Here is a 16128-nt window from a genome sequence, read left to right as displayed (position 1 = left end):
ATTCCGCTACTGCCGGTAGCGGAAGTAGCATCTTTCAGAGGGCGAAAGAGAGGAACAAGGGCGCAAATCAGCGTGAATTGCTTTCTCGGCGACGACCCCGCGCGGTCGCTGGTCGACGACTACGTGTCTGAGCTCGCGAAGCTACGCGACGAGGGATTCCGCCGGGCCTGGGTGGCCCAAATGCCTTGGCAGGCAGACGTTTTGGCCGTCCTTTCGATCGCGTTCCGCGAAGTCGACACGATCGAGGTCGCGACGGGTGTGCTGCCGATCCAGAACCAGCAGCCGATGCTGATGGCGCAGCGCGCGCTCACCCTCAGCTTGATCTCCGGCGGCCGATTCACCCTCGGGCTGGGCATGACCCATCGCATGGTCACCGAGGGAATGTGGGGGATCCCGTGGGACAAGCCGGTGCGCCGACTCGGCGAATACCTCGACGGCCTGCTGCCCCTGCTGGACGGCAAGGACGCCAACGCCACAGGTGAGACGGTCACCACCCGCGGATCGGTGCGCGTTCCCGGCGCTGACAGCCCCGGATTCACACGCCGCCAGGCCCCGATTCTCAGGCCGTCCAGGGGCCGATGCCGCCGACCTTCTCGATGCGGATGCGGGTCAGGAATCCTGGCGGCGCGCCGTCCGGCGGGAATTTCATGTTCGGGTCACCCAGGACCGGGTTGAGCTCGGTCAGGAGCTCGGGCGCCCCGCCCTCGACGATCCGCGCGGTACCGGTGACGGACAGGTAGGGCCGCATCCCCTGCCCCGCCTTGTCCAGCGCCAGGATCGTGACGGCGACGCGGGGGTCGTTGCGGACGTTGCGCACCTTCTTGTGTGCGGCGAGGTGCGCAGTGACGAGTTCGTCCCCGTCGGGCGTCGACTGCAGCGCGACCCAGACAACGCTGACCTGGGGGCTGCCGTCGGGATTCAGGGTGACCAGGGTGGCGTCGGCACCCTTACCGATCAGATCGCGCGCGGCGTCGTTGAGTTTCATGCGTGCTTATACCGTCGCGCGCGGCGTTTCATTCCCGCTTCATATTCTCCGAGGAATGACATTTGAATCCGACCAGTTGGCTGTACAAGCGGCGGACGTCGCTCTTAGCGTCGTTCACGACATGAGCGATCATCAGGAGCCCACCGGCATCGAGCACCTGCGCAGCGAGCTGCTCGATCGCATGGATGCGCAGCATTTCGACGACTGGTCCCCCGCCCTTTTGCGTGCCCTCATCGCCGTCTTCGATCTCAACGGAGTCACGCCAGCGGCCCAGCGCAGCTTCCGGCCTTATCTCGTCAGGTAACGCACGCTCGCGGATTAGGCTCGCGACGGTGGAGATGTGGGAATTGGTCGCCCGCGAGCAGATTCGGGACACCCTCGCGCGCTACAACTGGTCGGGTGACGCGGGCCGGCTCGAGGGTCTGGCGGCGACATTCTGCGCGGACGGCGTCCTCGAGATCCGCGGGCTGGACCCGTTGCGCGGGCGGACCGAGATCGTGTCGTTCCTCGGCGGCGTGACGGGCAACGTCGCCCGCAACGTCGAAGTCAAGCCCGTCGTGCGGCACAACGTCGCCAATGTGCTCTTCACCGGCCTCACCCCCGACCGCGCGGAAGTCTCGTCCTACTTCACCGTGGTCACACACATCGGGCTCGACCATTTCGGCCGCTACCGCGACGTCCTGGTGCCGGACGGCGGCACGTGGCTGATCAAGCATCGAAAGGTGTCGACCGACTGGGCGGCCCCGGATTCGACCATGGCCCGCTGACCCGCGCGGCGGTCAGATGAATCTTGGTGGCGATTTCGTTAAATGTCTCGCCGAGATGTTTGCCAACGGCTGCCAACCGGCTACAGATTAGGGATCACATCAAGAGATTGCGGTCTGCTCTGATGCTGTGCGCCATCGTAGTCCGGGGTTGACCGCCGGTCATGTGACCAGGGGTCACGACCGTGCGAACGAGATGGGCGGGGCATGCAGCGACTCAGCGGGCTGGACGCGTTCTTTTTGTACCTGGAGTCACCGACGCAGCCATTGAATGTTTGCTGTGTCGTAGAGCTGGACCCGAAAACGAAACCGGGCGGCTACACGTTCGAGGGGTTCCGGGAGGCGCTGGCGGCGCGGGTGGACGCCGTGCCCGAATTTCGCCTCAAGCTGGCCGACAGCCAACTGAACTTCGACCATCCGGTATGGGTCGACGACGAAAGCTTCGACCTCTCTCGGCACCTGCACCACGTCGCGCTCCCCTCGCCCGGCGGGCCGAAGGAGTTAGCGGAGATCTGCGGGCACGTCGCGGGCCTGGCCCTCGATCGGGATCGCCCGCTGTGGGAGATGTGGGTCATCGAGGGACTGCACGGCACCGAGGCGCTGTCCGTCGTCATCAAGGCCCACCACGCGGTGGTCGACGGGGTCGGGGGCGCCAACCTGCTGGCCCAGCTGTGCAGCGGTGTGGCGGACGCGCCGCCGCCCACCCCGGTGGCACGCACCGGCGGGGCGAACCCACTGCAGATCGCCGCGTCGGGCTTGATCGGCGCCGCGTTGCGGCCCTGGCGGTTGGCCAAAGTGGTGCCGGCGACCGTGCTGACCCTCGGGCAGACCGTATTGCGCGCCCGGGGCGGCCGGCCCACCATGGCCGCCCCGTTCGCCGCGCCGCCGACGGCGTTCAACGGCCCGTTCACCCGCCGGCGCAACGTCGCCTTGACCACCGTGGACCTCGACGACGTCAAGACGGTCAAGAACCGGTTCGGCGTGACGATCAACGACGTGGTGACGGCGCTGTGCTCGGGGGCGTTGCGCCAGTTCCTGTCCGAGGGGGGCGAACTGCCGGACAGCCCGATGGTGGCCAGCGTGCCGGTCTCGGTGCGCGGCAGGTCCGATCGACCGGGCCGAAACCAGACCACGTGGATGCTGTGCCGGCTCGAAACCCACATCGACGACCCGGCCCAGCGACTGATCAGCATCGCCGAAGCCAACGCCTGCGCCAAAGACCATGCCGCCGCGATGGGCCCCACCCTGCTGCAGGACTGGACGCAAGTGGCCGGGCAAACCATGTTCGGCGCCGCGATGAAGCTGTTGCCGCGAATCCCGTTGCCCGAGAAGCCGCCACACAACCTGGTGTTGTCGAACGTGCCCGGCCCGCAGGAACAGCTCTACTTCCTGGGGTGCCGGATCGATGCCATGTATCCGCTCGGGCCGATCATCGCGGGCGCCGGACTCAACGTGACGGTCATGTCGCTCAACGGCCGGCTCGGCGTAGGCATCATTTCCTGCCCCGACCTCGTTCCGGACGTGTGGGAGCTCGCCGACGCGTTTCCCGCGGCGCTGAAAGAATTGATGGATTGCTCCCCGCCCGGTGCCGGATAGTGTTCGATTCGCGAATGTGAGGGATATGGACGAAAAACGGTCGTTCTGTGTACATATCCCCCACACCCGACGCGGATCTTGCGGTGCCGCTTGGTGTTTCAGGCCGGTGGCTCTGCGCCGATCGTCAGGACGGCGAGGCGGCACCCGTCCGGTCCCGCGCGCCAGGCGTGGTCGACGCCCGTGACGACCGCGCTGTCACCGGCGGCGAGCGGGTGCGCGCCGTCGTCGAGGATCAGGTCCACCGAACCGGACAGCACGACGTCGAAATCGACGGTGTCCGTGTGGTGCGTGGCGAACTCGGCGCCGGGTGTGTACTCGATCATCGTCCAGCGCAGCGCGCCGGGCGGGACGACCAGGTCGAGCAGGTCCGCGACCCGACCGCCGGCCGCGACGGACGGCAGGGACGGCGCGGCGTACAGCACCGAATAGCGCAGGCCGCCACGGCCGGCGTCCCCTTGCAGCGTGACGGGTTCGTCGCGCGCCGCGCACGACCGCCCGCTGGCGTCGACGCCGGTGATCAGCAGGCGGCCTGACATGGCCATCGACACTAGATGACCGATCGGCGGGACATCGCTCCCGCTCGCCGAGGCGGCATGGCAGGGTGACTCCCGTGGCCAACACTTCTGAACTCGTCGAACACGACCTGCGCGAAATCGGAACTCCGAAGGGCGCATTGCGCTATTACGACTGCGGCCCGGATTCCGCGCCGACGCTGCTGTTCCTGCACGGATCGGGTCCCGGGGTCACCGGCTGGCGCAACTTTCGCGGGATATTGCCGACGTTCGCCGAGCGGTACCGCTGCCTGGTCCTGGAATTCCCCGGCTTCGGCGTCAGCGACGACTTCGGCGGCCACCCGATGGTCATGGCGTTCGGCACCGTCGGGCCCTTCCTGGACGCGCTCGGTGTCGACAAGACCCACATCGTCGGCAACTCGATGGGTGGCGGCGTCGGCATCAACTTCGCCATCCAGAATCCCGGCCGCGTCGACCGGCTGGTGACCATCGGCGGCATCGGCACCAACATCTTCAGCCCCAGCCCCAGTGAGGGCATCCGGCTGTTGCAGGAATTCGTCGAGGACCCGACGCGTCAGCGGCTGGTCGACTGGCTGAAGTCGATGGTGTACGACCAGTCGCTGGTCACCGACGAGCTGATCGAGGAACGCTGGGCGCTCGCGACCGATCCCGTCGCCCTGGACGCCGCCCGCCGGATGTACGGCAAGGCCGCGTTCGCCGCGATGAACGCCGGGATGGCGGCCTCCGACCGGCCGATGCCGTGGGCGGTCATGCACAAGCTGGCGGCGCCGACCCTGCTGACGTGGGGCCGCGACGACCGGGTGAGCCCGCCCGACATGGCACTCATCCCGATGCGCACCATCCCGAACGCCGAACTGCACATCTTCCCGAACTCCGGGCACTGGGCCATGATCGAGGCCAAGCAGGCTTTCGAAAGTACTGTACTGGAGTTCTTGTCGCGCTAGATGGTTCTACTGGCATCGTTCTACTGGCGTTGCGGGGCGAGCCGCTTCAGCGCGAGCCCACCTTCGAAGGGTCGGTAGCCGAACGCGGCCGGGGCGTGATAGCCGGTCTTCTCCAGGGGTGTGTGCACTTCGGCCACCGTCGGGCCGATTTCGGCTGCGATCGGTGCCAGCGCGTCGAGGTCGAATCCGTACAGCCGACCCGCGTTCTCGGAGAGAATTTTTCGGCATTCGTCTTCGGATCTGTCGTGCAGGGCCCACCGGATCGCCAGCCTCGAATGCGGAGCGAAGCCCTCCTCGTGGGGGTAGTCGCTTCCCCAAAGTATGTGGTCAGCGCCCATGAAGTCGATCATGCCCGATTCGAAGGGCGTCAATTCGCTGGCGAGGTAGCAATTCCGCTGAACGTACTGAGTTGGTGTCAGGGTTAGCCGATCGACCGAGGACCCGCCGAACATGCCGTAAGTGCGGTTACCGGCTTCCGTCTTCAGCGTCGGCACCATCGCATCCAAGGTCATCAGCTGCTGTTGCACCCAAAGGGTGCCCTGCTCAGTCGGCGCGAACCGCAGGTTGGGATGGCGTTCGAATACTCCGGCCAATATCAGGTGCCCGAGGGTGCGCTGGGCCCACAGCGCCATCTCAGTGATGAGCACTGCATTCGATGCCGGCTGATCCATCGGCATCGCGGGACTCCCGGGGCCCCCGTGCTGCACGATCGTCAGGTCGAGTTCACTGCACAATTCCCAAATGGGCTCATACCGGGTGTGGAACAGCGGAGCGACGTTGGGGTCGCCGGGTGATACCGCAGGCAACAGCACTCCACCGAAGCAATCTTTTTGGTGCCCCCACCGTACTTCGTCCAACGCGGCTTCCACGTCATTGGGGAAAACTTGGATCAATCCTCGCCGCCGCGCCGGCGCCAGGGAACAGAAGTCAACCTGCCACCGGTTATGCGCCTGCACACCCGCCCACCGACGTTCGAGCTCGTCTCGAGTCTGAGGCAGCGAGATGGTGATGTTGGGAGATGTCGGAAAGAACGGAGGAACGGTGTTCGGCAGCAACAGCTCCGCGGCCACCCCGTCGTCGTTCATCTCGGAAATGCGCAACTCGTTGTCCCAGTTGCGCTTCGCGGTGGCGAGGATCAGATCGTCGAATGGACTCGCGTAGGTCTGGGCCCACGCATCGAAGTCGTCGTGGAACTTCCGCGGTAGGTAGGGCTTGTAGTCGTAAAGGTCGGCTCCGGCGTGAGTATCCGCGGAAATGACGGTGTAGCGGGAAAGAGTCTCAGGCGCGGCCATGAATTCATCTCCTCGACGGGAATGCGACAATCGTAATAGTCCCCCCGGCCGATAGCTATCGACCGGCGGACGTCTCGCTCAGCGGGAACGATGCCTCCCGCGGATGTTTTGGGTGAGTTTCGCCGATCCATTACGCGCGCGGAGTTCGGACGTATTTGAAATGACTCCCGGTGTGCAGACACCTACGTCGCGACACGGTCGACTCGCGCGGACGATGGCGGCCGGCGGTAAGCGTCGCGTGGAGGGGTATCGAGATGGATGTCGCCGCGGCCATGATCGACCGCTTGGCGCTCCCACTCCGAAGTCCTCACCCTGACCGGCGAGTCATACCGCACCCGCCAACGGCGCCAATTGCTCGCTAAGGAAAATCGGGCCGCTGACGGCTGATTGGACTGTCCTGCGACGTAGGGATAAGCGCCCCGCGACGCGAGCTCCTCACCATTTGCAGACTGCGGTCGGTTAATGCGATCATCGTATGGTGGTGGCCAACGTCAAGTGGGATTTGCACCATCACGCCGTGCCGGAGTTCTACGTGGATGCGCTGCGCGACGCGGGCGTGACCGTCGTAGGCGGGTTCCGGTTTCCCCGATGGAGTCCGGAGCGGTCGTTGCGGACAATGGACGCAATGGGCACCGAGCGAGCGTGGTTGTCGGTGCCTCCCGGTGTGGATGTCGACGGTCTTGCCGACCCGGTGGAACTGGCTCAACGGCTCAACGATGCGGGTGCGGAACTCGTTGCCGCTCATGGCGATCGGTTCGGCTGGTTCGCGTCGCTACCCCAGAGCGACGTTGATGCGTCGCTGGCTGAGATCGAGCGGATTGATGCCCGTGACGTTCTGCTGATGTCCAACGTGCGCGACCGCCACTTCGGCGACCCCGCCCTGGATCCGCTGTGGCACGCGTTGGACGCCCGTCGTGCGGTCGTCTTTGTGCATCCCAATAGCCGTCCGCGGACCGACGACCAAGGCCTGCTGAACCCTCTCTATCTATGGCAAAACGACACGGCGCGAACCATGCTGGACTTTCTGCGCGTCGGCGGCCACGTGCGGTTTCCGCAAATTACCTGGGTGCTCGCCCACGCTGGCGGACCGTTGCCAGTGCTGCTCGATGAGGCGCTTCGTGGGTTGCGAACCATACGGCCAGACATCGACGCCGAGCTGGGCGCCTGGCGACCGAGGGTGTTTCTGGACACCGCATCGAAGGCCTACGACGAACAGATCCCTGCGATCCTGGCTTTCGGCGGTGCAGGACAGGTGACGTTCGGTTCGGACTTTCCCTGGGCGGCACGCAGGGCGGGTGCCATGATTGCTCGCGCGTGGGCGCGAGCGGCCGACCGACTAAGACTCGACGCCGGTCAGCTCGACGGCATCTTCCGCGCAAACGCAGTTCGTGTTTTTCAGCGAGATACCCAACCAGCGCCGCGAAGCACTCCAGCGCAGCTGTCCACCTTCCCGCCCTACACTGCTGCGCCCTCCGGGCTCAAACCGCTTCCCGCGAGCTTCTGGCACGGTGACCGCACCGCTGTGCGCGAACGTATCGTGGTTCACAACAACGGATCTCATACGGACGAATTCGCAGTGATCGATATGCTCCAACCAGAGTTCTCATGCGCAGAACTCGCGCGGGTGCGTCAACGCCGTGTAGATGGCATCCGGATTCCACTCGACTTCGCGTCGCTTGGGGGCCCCCGCGACTTCCTCGCCGCCGAACTCCTCGACGCGCTCGCAGCCGGCCACGAGATCCTTCGCTTCGAACCGCGCCAACCCGAGGGCATCCCTCTGCTCGACGATCGGCGGTTGGACACCGTGCTGTTCTGCGCTAAAGGGCACTGGCTCGGACGGCTGCGCAACCTCGATGCCTCACGGGTGATTCTCGCCGGGACGATGGGCGTCATTCCCTATCTCGCACGTCCGATCGACATCTTGTACTACCTCAGCCATGGCAAACGCGGCGCACTTGCGTACGCATGGGCCAACTTCGTCACCCGACGCCCCGCCGGTTACCGGTGGCTACGCAAGGCCCGACGCGAATAAACTCAACGGATGGCGCGGCCCGCAACACATCACGATGCCCGCCGAAAGGAACTCGTAGCAGCGGCCCAGCAGGTCTTTATCCAGCAGGGTTACCCCAAAACCACCGTCTCGGACTTGCTCGAAGCGACGGGAATGTCCAAAGGCGGCTTCTACCATTACTTCCAGTCCAAAGACGACGTCCTCCGCCAAGCGATAACCGCCATCCTGGATGAAGCCGCCACCGTCATCGAGGCTGCGGCGGTCCTGAATATCTCACCGACCGAGCAGTTAGTAGAGATCTTCCGCGGCATGCGCGAACTCCGGCGCCGCCACGCGGATTTCATCCCTGTCCTTTCCGTGATCATCGGCAACGACGTACCCGCTCGGACGTTCAGCGAGGACGTAATCCGCACCCTGGCCCCGCCGTTGACACGCGTAACAGCCCGCTTCCCCGTGAGCAATCCTCGACAGACCGCTGAACTGCTGCTCGATGCACTGACCTCGATCACCCGTAACCCATACCGCAGCACGTACCGAGTTGACCCCGACGCCGCGGCTACCTATGCTCAGGCGCTCCGCGAACTCATCGGTGGCACACTCGGCATTGGCATCGACCATCCCGCCCTCGAAAACTTCGGCACGTGAACACGAGCACTGGGACGCTCAGCAGATTCCGGCGGCCGAAGGTTGCGAGGATCACATGGGACTACGCAATGGTGTGGACTCCGTCTTTGGCCACCACTTCGCGCATCGGCACAACGCCGAGGTCGGGATTGGCTCGCTCGGCGGCATGACCGCCAAGGCCATGGCAGCGTCAACAGGTGGCGGGGAGACCGTTTCTCATCGGTGAGCCGCGAGCCGATTATTCCGTCACCGCTAGCCGATCGATGTCGTTGTCGCACAACCTCGCCGGCCCGTCATCGTGGGGTGATGAACACGCCCTCAGCAGTGACGGTAGTTCCCTCACCGTCGGCGATGTAACCCACCGCGAAGGTCTTCGCGCCATCGATGCGATCAACGCGCGCTCTCGCACGTAAAAAACCCAAGGGCGTTCCCCGCACATAACGCAAGGTGAGTGTGCCGGTGTACGCCGGACGTCCTGGCCGGTGCGCGGTTGCGCCGAGGACGTGGTCAAGAATTAGCGCGCACACGCCTCCGTGGACATGGCCGGGTGGACCCTCGTAAGCGGCACCGAGCGTGACCTCAGTCCACACTTCGCCTTCATCGTCGTGGTGTATCACCAGGGGCGGCGCGACGGGATTGCGTACCCCGATCGCGACGTTCCCGGACACCACGGATTGTCCGTCGGCGGCTTCGCGTAGACCGAACGAGCCCGGCATCAGGGCTGCGCTCAACTCTCCTACCGCGCAGTCGATGTGGGCTTTGGCCGCCGCTACGACGGCGGCGTCCGCTTCGGTGCGGATCGTGGCATCGATGAGCCGGCGCACGGATGCGGTCAGCGCCTCGTATCCCACCGGCATACTGTCGCCCTTGTCATGAGCCACCACTGGCCACCCCTTGAATCAGCCGGACCTGCCGGGATCGCGTGTCGTGTGCCGGTTTCACGCGACCGCAACTACTCGACCTGAGCACACGCAGGCCCGTTCGACGCTATCGCGCGCGCTTCGAGCCTGTCGGATCACGGCGGGATGAACAAACGAAAAGAACACCACCGGACTACCCCTCACTTCGGCTCCGCGCCCAACACCGGCGCCGCCGCGCCCTTCAGCCCAGCCGTCAGCAAGGCGCGCGCCCCTGGATCGCCATTGAGGACGCGACTGGTGCGTTTAGTAATGCGCCAGCTCCCCACCGTGCGCTGCAGCTCGAAATGGTTTGCCGTCGAGCGCCATACGCGATAGCTCGCACCATCTCGGACCAGCACCAGCGATTCGGCGACCGCCACCGCCGAATCTTCGGTCACCGTCACGACGCTCGGCCCGATGAAGTGACAGCAGCCATTGGCGACCAGATTCTGATGGGACGCAGAAGTCACCATCGCATGAACGTCGTCCTGGCTGTCCATTTGCCAGCCTTCAACGTCGTAGGTGCCATGGGTCGCCCAGAGTCGCGCCGCCGCCGCGGCGTCCCCGGCATCTACGGCCGGACCGTACGACGCGATCAGCCGGGAGATTTCGCGTTCGTCCTCGAGCTGGCGAAGCCGTGCCGCAAGATCGTCGATGTCGGTCATGACCCGATTCCTTCCTCCTCCTTCATCGGCCGGCAATCACCGCCCGCGGGCCGTATTTACTGATGTCCGTCATGCTCACCCCTACCGTTGGGTGGCGCCGGCGTCCACCGGCAAGGTCACCGAGGTGATGTAGCGCGCCTCGTCGGATGCCAAGAACAACGCGGCGTTCGCCACGTCGATCGGATCGATCCACGGAACCGGAAGCATGTTCATGTTCCGCGCCGCCTCGGCGAACTCGGCACGCGTCGGCGGCCGGTCCAAGTCGGGGCGAAAGGCGCCGCGCACCGCGTCGTTCTGGATCAGCGGGGTGTCGACGTTGGTGGGGTGCACGCAGTTCACCCGGATATTGTGCGGCGCAAGCTCTTTAGCCATGCTTTGCATCAGGCCGACCACGCCGTGCTTGGCCGCCGTGTAGTGCGCTACACCGACGAGACCGCGCAATCCGGCAATGGAATTGGTAAGGATCATCGCGCCGGCGCCGCGCGCAATCAGGTGCGGCGCACCGGCCCGGCACGTGTGCCACACACCGGTGAGGTTGACGTCCAGCATGGTGCGCCAGGCTTTCTCGTCCAGCTCGAACGCCATGCCGCGCGACGTGATTCCGGCGGTCGCGCACACCACGTCCAATCCGCCGAACTGCTGCACGCCGCGGTCGGTGGCGGCTTGGACCCCCGCGAGGTCCCGCACGTCGACCGTCCCGGTGTGCACCCGCTGACCGATCTCCGAGACCAGCGCAGCCGTCTCGTCGAGGTCGGAGACCGTGCTGTGCGGGACCACCACGGTGTCGATCGGCCCGCACACGTCGAGCGCCACGATGTCGGCGCCCTCCTGCGCGAAGCGCACCGCCTGGGCGCGCCCGATCCCCCGCGCCGCCCCGGTGATCAGCGCGACCTTGCCCGCCAGACGCTTGCTCATGCGGTGCTAGAACTCGACGTGGACGTGGTCACTGAGTGGGCGAGCCTGGCAGCAAAGGATCAAGCCTTCGGCACGGTCCTGGGGTCCGAGAACGTCGCCACCGACCATGTCCACCTCCCCCGACACCAGGGTGGCCACGCACGAGCCGCAGTGGCCCTCGCGGCACGAATGTGGCACGTCGAGTCGCGCGTCGAGCATCGTGTCCACGAGGGATTTGTCACGCGGCCACCGCAGCCGATGGACCTCGCCGTCCAAGTCGACCTCGACGGTGGCGGCCTGAGCCTCGGCGTGCACGGCGATGTCACGCCTTCCAACTTCTGGCATATCGCAATTCTTACGAGGCGGCCGGCCGCGGCGACGGCTGGATTCCGGTGGCCGGGAGGCCGCTGTCCCGGCGTCCGGTCACCGGGACGCCGCCCCTGAAATGCGCCCGCCACGGCCTACCGTAGGCACTTGTGAGCGTTCGGAGTGATCGGCGGGTAGCCCCGGAAGTAGATGCCGTTGTCGTCGGTGCGGGCTTCGCGGGCCTCTACGCGGTGCACAAGCTGCGGTCGGACGGGCTGAGCGTTCGGGTGTTCGAGAGCGGACCCGACATTGGCGGTACCTGGTACTTCAACCGATATCCGGGTGCCCGATGCGACGTTGAGAGCGTGGACTATTGCTATTCGTTTTCCGACGAACTGCAGCAGGAATGGGACTGGTCGGAGAAGTACGCAACCCAGGCCGAAATCCTGGCTTACATCAACTGGGTCGCCGACCGACTGGACCTGCGCCGCCACGTGACCTTGAACGCGCGTGTGACGTCGGCGGTATTCGACGAGCAGAGCATGCGCTGGACGGTGACCACCGACACTGGCGAACAGGTCGGTGCGCGGTTCTGCCTAATGGCGACCGGTCCCCTCTCCGCGGCGATGACTCCCCCATTCCCCGGATTGGAAGGCTTCGCCGGAGAGGTCTACCACACCGCATCGTGGCCGCACGAGCCCGTGGACTTCACCGGCAAGCGGGTGGCTGTCATCGGCACGGGATCGTCCGGCATCCAGTCGATTCCGATCATCGCCCAAGCCGCGTCCCAGCTTTATGTCTTCCAGCGCACGCCGAATTACAGTGTGCCGGCCGGCAACCGCCCGCTCACCGATGCCGACCGCGCCGAGGTGAAGGCCAATTACGCGCAACGGCGACGGGCCTCATGGCGCAGTTCCGGCGGTTCGCCCCACGTGGCGCATCCCAAGCTGACGATGGAGGCCACTCCAGAGGAACGCCGCGCGGCATTCGAGAAGCGCTGGGACCTTGGCGGGGTGCTTTTCTCAAAGACCTTCACGGACCAGATGATCGACCCGGTCGCCAACGACGAGGCCCGCAAGTTCTACGAAGAGAAGGTCCGTGCCGTCATCGACGACCCGTCCGTGGCCGAGCTACTCATCCCCACCGACCACCCGATCGGTACCAAGCGAATCTGCACCGACACCAACTACTTTCAAACGTTCAACCGGCCCAACGTGAAGCTGGTCAGCGTGCGCAACACACCGATCGAGTCGATCACCCCGACCGGGATCGACACCACCGACGCCCACTACGACGTCGACATCATCGTGCTCGCGACCGGCTTCGACGCGATGACCGGCGCGCTGGCCAAGATCGACATCGTTGGCCGGGCCGGCCGGCGGCTCCGAGACCACTGGTGCGACGGGCCACGTACCTACCTCGGCTTGGGCGTCGACGGGTTCCCCAACCTGTTCGTGGTGTGTGGCCCGGGCGCTCCCGCGGTGCTGGCCAACATGGTGCTGCACGCCGAGGCGCACGTGAACTGGATCGCCGACTGCATCGTTTATCTGGACGCCCACGGCTACGCCGCGATCGAGGCGACCCCGGACGCCGTCGATGACTGGGTCGCCGAGTGTGCCCGCCGGGCCGATGCCACCCTGTTTACCAAGGCCAATTCGTGGTATCTCGGCGCGAACGTCCCCGGGAAGCCGCGCGTGTTCATGCTCTTCATCGGCGGGTTCGGTGTCTATCTCGACATCTGCACCGAGGTCGCGGAGGCCGGCTACAAGGGGTTCTCGGTGCTTGCGGATTTGTGAGCGGAAGTGAGTGATACCGCGCGGAAGTGAGTGGTGCTGTTGAGCGGCGTTGTCGGTGGTGGCTGCCAGGATATGTGTATGGCTAGAGGTGTGCGGTTGCGTCGGGTCGTTGATCCGGTGGCGGCTGCGCCGCCAGCGGGGGTGCGGATCCATACGCGGATACATCCAAGTGCTGAAGAGGCCCAGAAGTTGACCGCGATCGGGCAGTTTCTCGGCTCGGTGTATCGCAGCGAATTGGCGGGGCGGGTGCAGTTGGGCCGGTTGGATAATCGGGCCCACGCGGGGTGGCGCGCTGAGCGCAAGCGGGCGCTGACGGCGTTGTCGTCGTCGCGGTGGGCGGGAGCGATCACCCGCGCCGTCGACGACCAGTACCAGTTGGGCCTGCGCGGGCTGGCCGCCTATGTGGCCGATCTGCGGGCCGCGGTCGGGGTGCTCGGGGCCCGCTGCGCGCTGCGCCCGGGCGAAGTTGAACCCGTCGACGGCAACGAGGCGCGTCGGCACGGTCGGCGGCGGCGCGGGTATCGCAGCGCGGGTGAGCGGTTCACTAAGACCCGCCGGCTCGCGGTGCTACGGGGGCGGCTGGCCGCTGCCGAGGCTGCGCTGGCGGCGGGCCGCCCGCCGATCACCGTAGGAGGCAAACGCCTGTGGCGCACGCGAAACCACTTAGATCAGGCGCAACTCACCGAACAGGGGTGGAGGGCGGCCTGGGACGCGCGCCGGATGTTTTTGACTGCTGATGGGGAGTCCGGCAAGGCCGGCGGCAACGAGACCATCCGCGTCGACAGTGAGGGTCGGCTGCGCATCAAAACCCCAGCCGCCTTGGCCGATGAGTTCGGCTCGCATGTGGTGATCGAAGCCCCAATCGGGTTCTCCCACCGCGGTGATGAGTGGGCTGGTCGGGTCGTAGCGCGCCGCGCGGTGCGTTACGACATCAACTACGACCCAGCCCGCGGCCGCTGGTATCTCGATGCGTCGTGGACCACTGGGCCCCGATCGGGCCCCGAGCTCGAGGAACTCCGTCGGGGTCGGGTGTTGGGCGTGGACCTTAACGACGGCCACCTTGCCGCGTGTGTGCTCGATGCCTCGGGTAACCCGGTCGCAGAGCCAATCACGATTCAGGTGGCCATCGCGGGACTGGTGGCATCCCGGCGCGACGGGCGAGTGAGGGCCGCGATCACCGCGCTGCTCGATCACGCGCAAGACTGCGGCTGCACGGCGATTGTGGTGGAGAATCTGAACTTCGCCGACGCTCGGGCCACCGGGCGCGAGACCCTCGGCCGCGGCCAGCGCGGTAAACGACGGCGTCGCGCCATCGCGGGCATACCCACTCGACGGTTCCGGGACCGGCTGATCGGCATGGCCGCCCAGCGCGGCATCGCGGTCATCGGAGTTGACCCCGCCTACACCAGCCGGTGGGGCAACCAGCACTGGCGAAAACCCTTACAACAACAGACTTCCGATCCGGCCACCGTGACCGCACATCATGGTGCGGCGGCCGCGATCGGCAGACGTGGCCTCGGCATGGCGATCAGGCGACGGCCGGCAGGACCCCGCACCCGACAGCGGACGCGTGTGGGCACACCACCGGCCAGGCCCGACCACCAGCCGGGCACCACACCACGACGGTGCCGTAGTTCTGGCTCACCGCCACGCCCACAACGACGACGAGGCGCGGCGGTCCACCGGACAACACCCACCGCCAGCGGCCAACACCGTTCGGGCCGCACAGGACCACTCGTGCCCAGTAATCAGGAACGGTTCTCGCTGGTCAAGGAATCTTGATGTCAGGCCTGCGCGGCCGCGTGGCCCTGGTGACCGGGGCCGCCCGAGGGAGCGGACGTTGCCACTGCGAGCGCTTTGCCGAGGCGGGCGCAGACGTCATCGCCCTGGATGCACCCGAGGCGGCCGGCGACCTCGAACAGACCGCGGCCGCCGTCGCCGCGCGTGGGGTGCGCGCCGTGACCGGCGCGGCTGAAGTCGGCGACTTCGGCGCGGTGGCGGCCGCGGTGGATGCCGCCGTCGCCGAACTCGGTCGCATCGACGTCGTTGTCGCCAATGCGGGGATTCACCCGGCGGGGGCCCCCGCTTGGGAGATCAGCCCCGAAAGCTGGCAGCAGGTGCTGGATGTCAACCTCACCGGTGTCTGGCACACCGTCAAGGCGGGTGTTCCCCACATCGGCGAGCGGGGCGGATCCGTCGTCATTGTCAGTTCCACCAACGGAATTCGGGGCACCGCGAACAACGCCGCCTACACGGCCAGCAAGCATGCCGTGGTAGGACTGGCACGCACCCTCGCCAACGAGCTGGGACCCCGAGGCATTCGCGTCAACACCGTTCACCCCGGTGCGGTCGCGACCGCGATGGTGCTCAACGAAGCGACGTTTCGACGGCTGCGGCCCGACTTGGACAATCCGTCGGCCGAGGACGCCGCCGAGGTGCTGAAGGCTCGTCACCTACTACCGGTGCCGTGGATCGAGCCCGTCGATGTCAGCAACGCCGTCGTGTTCTTGGCCTCCGACGAAGCGCGCTACATCACTGGGACCCAGATCGTGATCGACGCCGGACTGCTCGCGAAAGTGTAGGAGGGCCGGTCGGGCTCGAAGGGCGAAGTAGCCATTTCGTTGACAACACCCCCTATGCCGAGTTATGACCCAATTTCGTCCGCTGATCGGGATCAGCGGAGAGTCGGCGCTTGGACTGCGGTAAACCATTCAATATGCCCTCACGAGTAAGGACGAAGAAATGAGCGAGCGGGTACTTGATCAGGTTGTGGCCATGGCCGACCAGTTGCGCGACCAGGCCGCCGAAGCCGAGCGGAT

17 protein-coding genes and 2 pseudogenes are annotated in these 16128 nt (G+C 66.0%); 11 read left to right on the top strand and 8 right to left on the bottom strand.

Translation table 11 applies throughout. The features are described from left to right. Positions 1 to 72: 72 nt before the first annotated feature. Positions 73 to 531: pseudogene (locus A5706_RS32595) on the top strand (LLM class flavin-dependent oxidoreductase); the annotation flags it as partial. A 28-nt stretch (positions 532 to 559) separates the two neighbouring features. Here the strand turns inward: A5706_RS32595 and A5706_RS25555 are convergent. Beyond that, on the bottom strand, positions 560 to 985 hold the full coding sequence (locus A5706_RS25555) for a PPOX class F420-dependent oxidoreductase (protein ID WP_068137201.1): 426 nt from the start codon (positions 983 to 985) through the stop codon (positions 560 to 562). Between the two features lie 55 nt (positions 986 to 1040). Between A5706_RS25555 and A5706_RS25550 the strand changes: the two genes are divergently transcribed. The 3 genes from A5706_RS25550 (at position 1041) to A5706_RS25540 (ending at position 3345) form a co-directional block, all read left to right on the top strand. Then, positions 1041 to 1289 (top strand): hypothetical protein, encoded by a 249-nt coding sequence (locus A5706_RS25550; RefSeq protein WP_068137198.1) that lies wholly within the window; start codon positions 1041 to 1043, stop codon positions 1287 to 1289. A gap of 28 nt (positions 1290 to 1317) precedes the next feature. Beyond that, positions 1318 to 1752 (top strand): nuclear transport factor 2 family protein, encoded by a 435-nt coding sequence (locus tag A5706_RS25545; protein WP_068137195.1) that lies wholly within the window; start codon positions 1318 to 1320, stop codon positions 1750 to 1752. Positions 1753 to 1956: 204 nt separating this feature from the next. Continuing rightward, complete coding sequence (locus tag A5706_RS25540) at positions 1957 to 3345, top strand: wax ester/triacylglycerol synthase family O-acyltransferase (protein ID WP_068137191.1); 1389 nt, start codon at positions 1957 to 1959, stop codon at positions 3343 to 3345. Positions 3346 to 3443: 98 nt separating this feature from the next. On the opposite strand, the gene A5706_RS25535 is transcribed toward A5706_RS25540, so the two are convergent. Further along, positions 3444 to 3881, bottom strand: a complete 438-nt coding sequence (locus A5706_RS25535) for a cupin domain-containing protein (protein WP_068137315.1) — start codon at positions 3879 to 3881, stop codon at positions 3444 to 3446. 65 nt (positions 3882 to 3946) lie between these two features. Here A5706_RS25535 and A5706_RS25530 point away from each other — a divergent pair, with 65 nt between their 5' ends. Beyond that, a complete protein-coding gene (locus A5706_RS25530) occupies positions 3947 to 4822 on the top strand; it encodes an alpha/beta fold hydrolase (RefSeq protein WP_369831957.1) in 876 nt (291 codons plus the stop codon). Between the two features lie 20 nt (positions 4823 to 4842). On the opposite strand, the gene A5706_RS25525 is transcribed toward A5706_RS25530, so the two are convergent. After that, positions 4843 to 6114, bottom strand: a complete 1272-nt coding sequence (locus A5706_RS25525) for an amidohydrolase family protein (RefSeq protein ID WP_068137188.1) — start codon at positions 6112 to 6114, stop codon at positions 4843 to 4845. A 481-nt stretch (positions 6115 to 6595) separates the two neighbouring features. Here A5706_RS25525 and A5706_RS25520 point away from each other — a divergent pair, with 481 nt between their 5' ends. The 3 genes and pseudogenes from A5706_RS25520 to A5706_RS34570 all read left to right on the top strand — a co-directional run. Next, positions 6596 to 8146: an amidohydrolase family protein gene (locus A5706_RS25520; RefSeq protein ID WP_197517975.1), complete on the top strand. Its 1551-nt coding sequence runs from the start codon at positions 6596 to 6598 to the stop codon at positions 8144 to 8146. A 9-nt stretch (positions 8147 to 8155) separates the two neighbouring features. Continuing rightward, positions 8156 to 8770, top strand: a complete 615-nt coding sequence (locus A5706_RS25515) for a TetR/AcrR family transcriptional regulator (RefSeq protein WP_068137181.1) — start codon at positions 8156 to 8158, stop codon at positions 8768 to 8770. A 31-nt stretch (positions 8771 to 8801) separates the two neighbouring features. Next, positions 8802 to 8975: pseudogene (locus tag A5706_RS34570) on the top strand (enoyl-CoA hydratase); the annotation flags it as partial. Positions 8976 to 9042: 67 nt separating this feature from the next. On the opposite strand, the gene A5706_RS25510 reads toward A5706_RS34570, so the two are convergent. The 4 genes from A5706_RS25510 to A5706_RS25495 form a co-directional block, all read right to left on the bottom strand. Further along, entirely contained in the window at positions 9043 to 9606 is a 564-nt protein-coding gene (locus tag A5706_RS25510; protein WP_068137312.1) for a PaaI family thioesterase, read from the bottom strand. A 203-nt stretch (positions 9607 to 9809) separates the two neighbouring features. After that, on the bottom strand, positions 9810 to 10313 hold the full coding sequence (locus tag A5706_RS25505) for a nuclear transport factor 2 family protein (RefSeq protein WP_068137178.1): 504 nt from the start codon (positions 10311 to 10313) through the stop codon (positions 9810 to 9812). 81 nt (positions 10314 to 10394) lie between these two features. Further along, complete coding sequence (locus A5706_RS25500) at positions 10395 to 11228, bottom strand: mycofactocin-coupled SDR family oxidoreductase (protein ID WP_068137175.1); 834 nt, start codon at positions 11226 to 11228, stop codon at positions 10395 to 10397. 6 nt (positions 11229 to 11234) lie between these two features. Further along, positions 11235 to 11552 carry a 2Fe-2S iron-sulfur cluster binding domain-containing protein gene (locus A5706_RS25495; RefSeq protein WP_068137172.1) on the bottom strand — a complete coding sequence of 106 codons (318 nt, stop codon included), beginning with the start codon at positions 11550 to 11552 and terminating at the stop codon, positions 11235 to 11237. Between the two features lie 131 nt (positions 11553 to 11683). Between A5706_RS25495 and A5706_RS25490 the strand changes: the two genes are divergently transcribed. From A5706_RS25490 to A5706_RS25480, 3 genes are all read left to right on the top strand, one after another. Next, a complete protein-coding gene (locus A5706_RS25490) occupies positions 11684 to 13309 on the top strand; it encodes an NAD(P)/FAD-dependent oxidoreductase (RefSeq protein WP_068137169.1) in 1626 nt (541 codons plus the stop codon). A gap of 78 nt (positions 13310 to 13387) precedes the next feature. Continuing rightward, positions 13388 to 15091 (top strand): hypothetical protein, encoded by a 1704-nt coding sequence (locus A5706_RS25485; protein WP_156767326.1) that lies wholly within the window; start codon positions 13388 to 13390, stop codon positions 15089 to 15091. Next, positions 15091 to 15891, top strand: coding sequence for a mycofactocin-coupled SDR family oxidoreductase (locus A5706_RS25480; protein ID WP_068137162.1), 801 nt, complete (start codon positions 15091 to 15093; stop codon positions 15889 to 15891). The genes A5706_RS25485 and A5706_RS25480 overlap by 1 nt, the downstream gene beginning before the upstream one ends. 52 nt (positions 15892 to 15943) lie before the next feature. Here the strand turns inward: A5706_RS25480 and A5706_RS33815 are convergent. Next, the coding region (locus tag A5706_RS33815) for a hypothetical protein (RefSeq protein WP_197517974.1) at positions 15944 to 16128 on the bottom strand (185 nt) is incomplete at its 5' end.

Source organism: Mycobacterium sp. E796 (genome assembly GCF_001672815.1).
Taxonomy (GTDB): domain Bacteria; phylum Actinomycetota; class Actinomycetes; order Mycobacteriales; family Mycobacteriaceae; genus Mycobacterium.
Note: the sequence above shows the minus strand (reverse complement) of the source record. Positions and strands in the feature narration are given on the sequence as shown.

Bases quoted from the DNA above. Each gene is read 5' to 3' on its own strand.
- A5706_RS25555 (WP_068137201.1), bottom strand. From the start codon at position 985: ATGAAACTCAACGACGCCGCGCGCGATCTGATCGGTAAGGGTGCCGAC.
- A5706_RS25550 (WP_068137198.1), top strand. From the start codon at position 1,041: ATGACATTTGAATCCGACCAGTTGGCTGTACAAGCGGCGGACGTCGCT.
- A5706_RS25540 (WP_068137191.1), top strand. From the start codon at position 1,957: ATGCAGCGACTCAGCGGGCTGGACGCGTTCTTTTTGTACCTGGAGTCA.
- A5706_RS25535 (WP_068137315.1), bottom strand. From the start codon at position 3,881: ATGTCAGGCCGCCTGCTGATCACCGGCGTCGACGCCAGCGGGCGGTCG.
- A5706_RS25525 (WP_068137188.1), bottom strand. From the start codon at position 6,114: ATGGCCGCGCCTGAGACTCTTTCCCGCTACACCGTCATTTCCGCGGAT.
- A5706_RS25515 (WP_068137181.1), top strand. From the start codon at position 8,156: ATGGCGCGGCCCGCAACACATCACGATGCCCGCCGAAAGGAACTCGTA.
- A5706_RS25510 (WP_068137312.1), bottom strand. From the start codon at position 9,606: ATGCCGGTGGGATACGAGGCGCTGACCGCATCCGTGCGCCGGCTCATC.
- A5706_RS25505 (WP_068137178.1), bottom strand. From the start codon at position 10,313: ATGACCGACATCGACGATCTTGCGGCACGGCTTCGCCAGCTCGAGGAC.
- A5706_RS25500 (WP_068137175.1), bottom strand. From the start codon at position 11,228: ATGAGCAAGCGTCTGGCGGGCAAGGTCGCGCTGATCACCGGGGCGGCG.
- A5706_RS25495 (WP_068137172.1), bottom strand. From the start codon at position 11,552: ATGCCAGAAGTTGGAAGGCGTGACATCGCCGTGCACGCCGAGGCTCAG.
- A5706_RS25485 (WP_156767326.1), top strand. From the start codon at position 13,388: ATGGCTAGAGGTGTGCGGTTGCGTCGGGTCGTTGATCCGGTGGCGGCT.
- A5706_RS25480 (WP_068137162.1), top strand. From the start codon at position 15,091: ATGTCAGGCCTGCGCGGCCGCGTGGCCCTGGTGACCGGGGCCGCCCGA.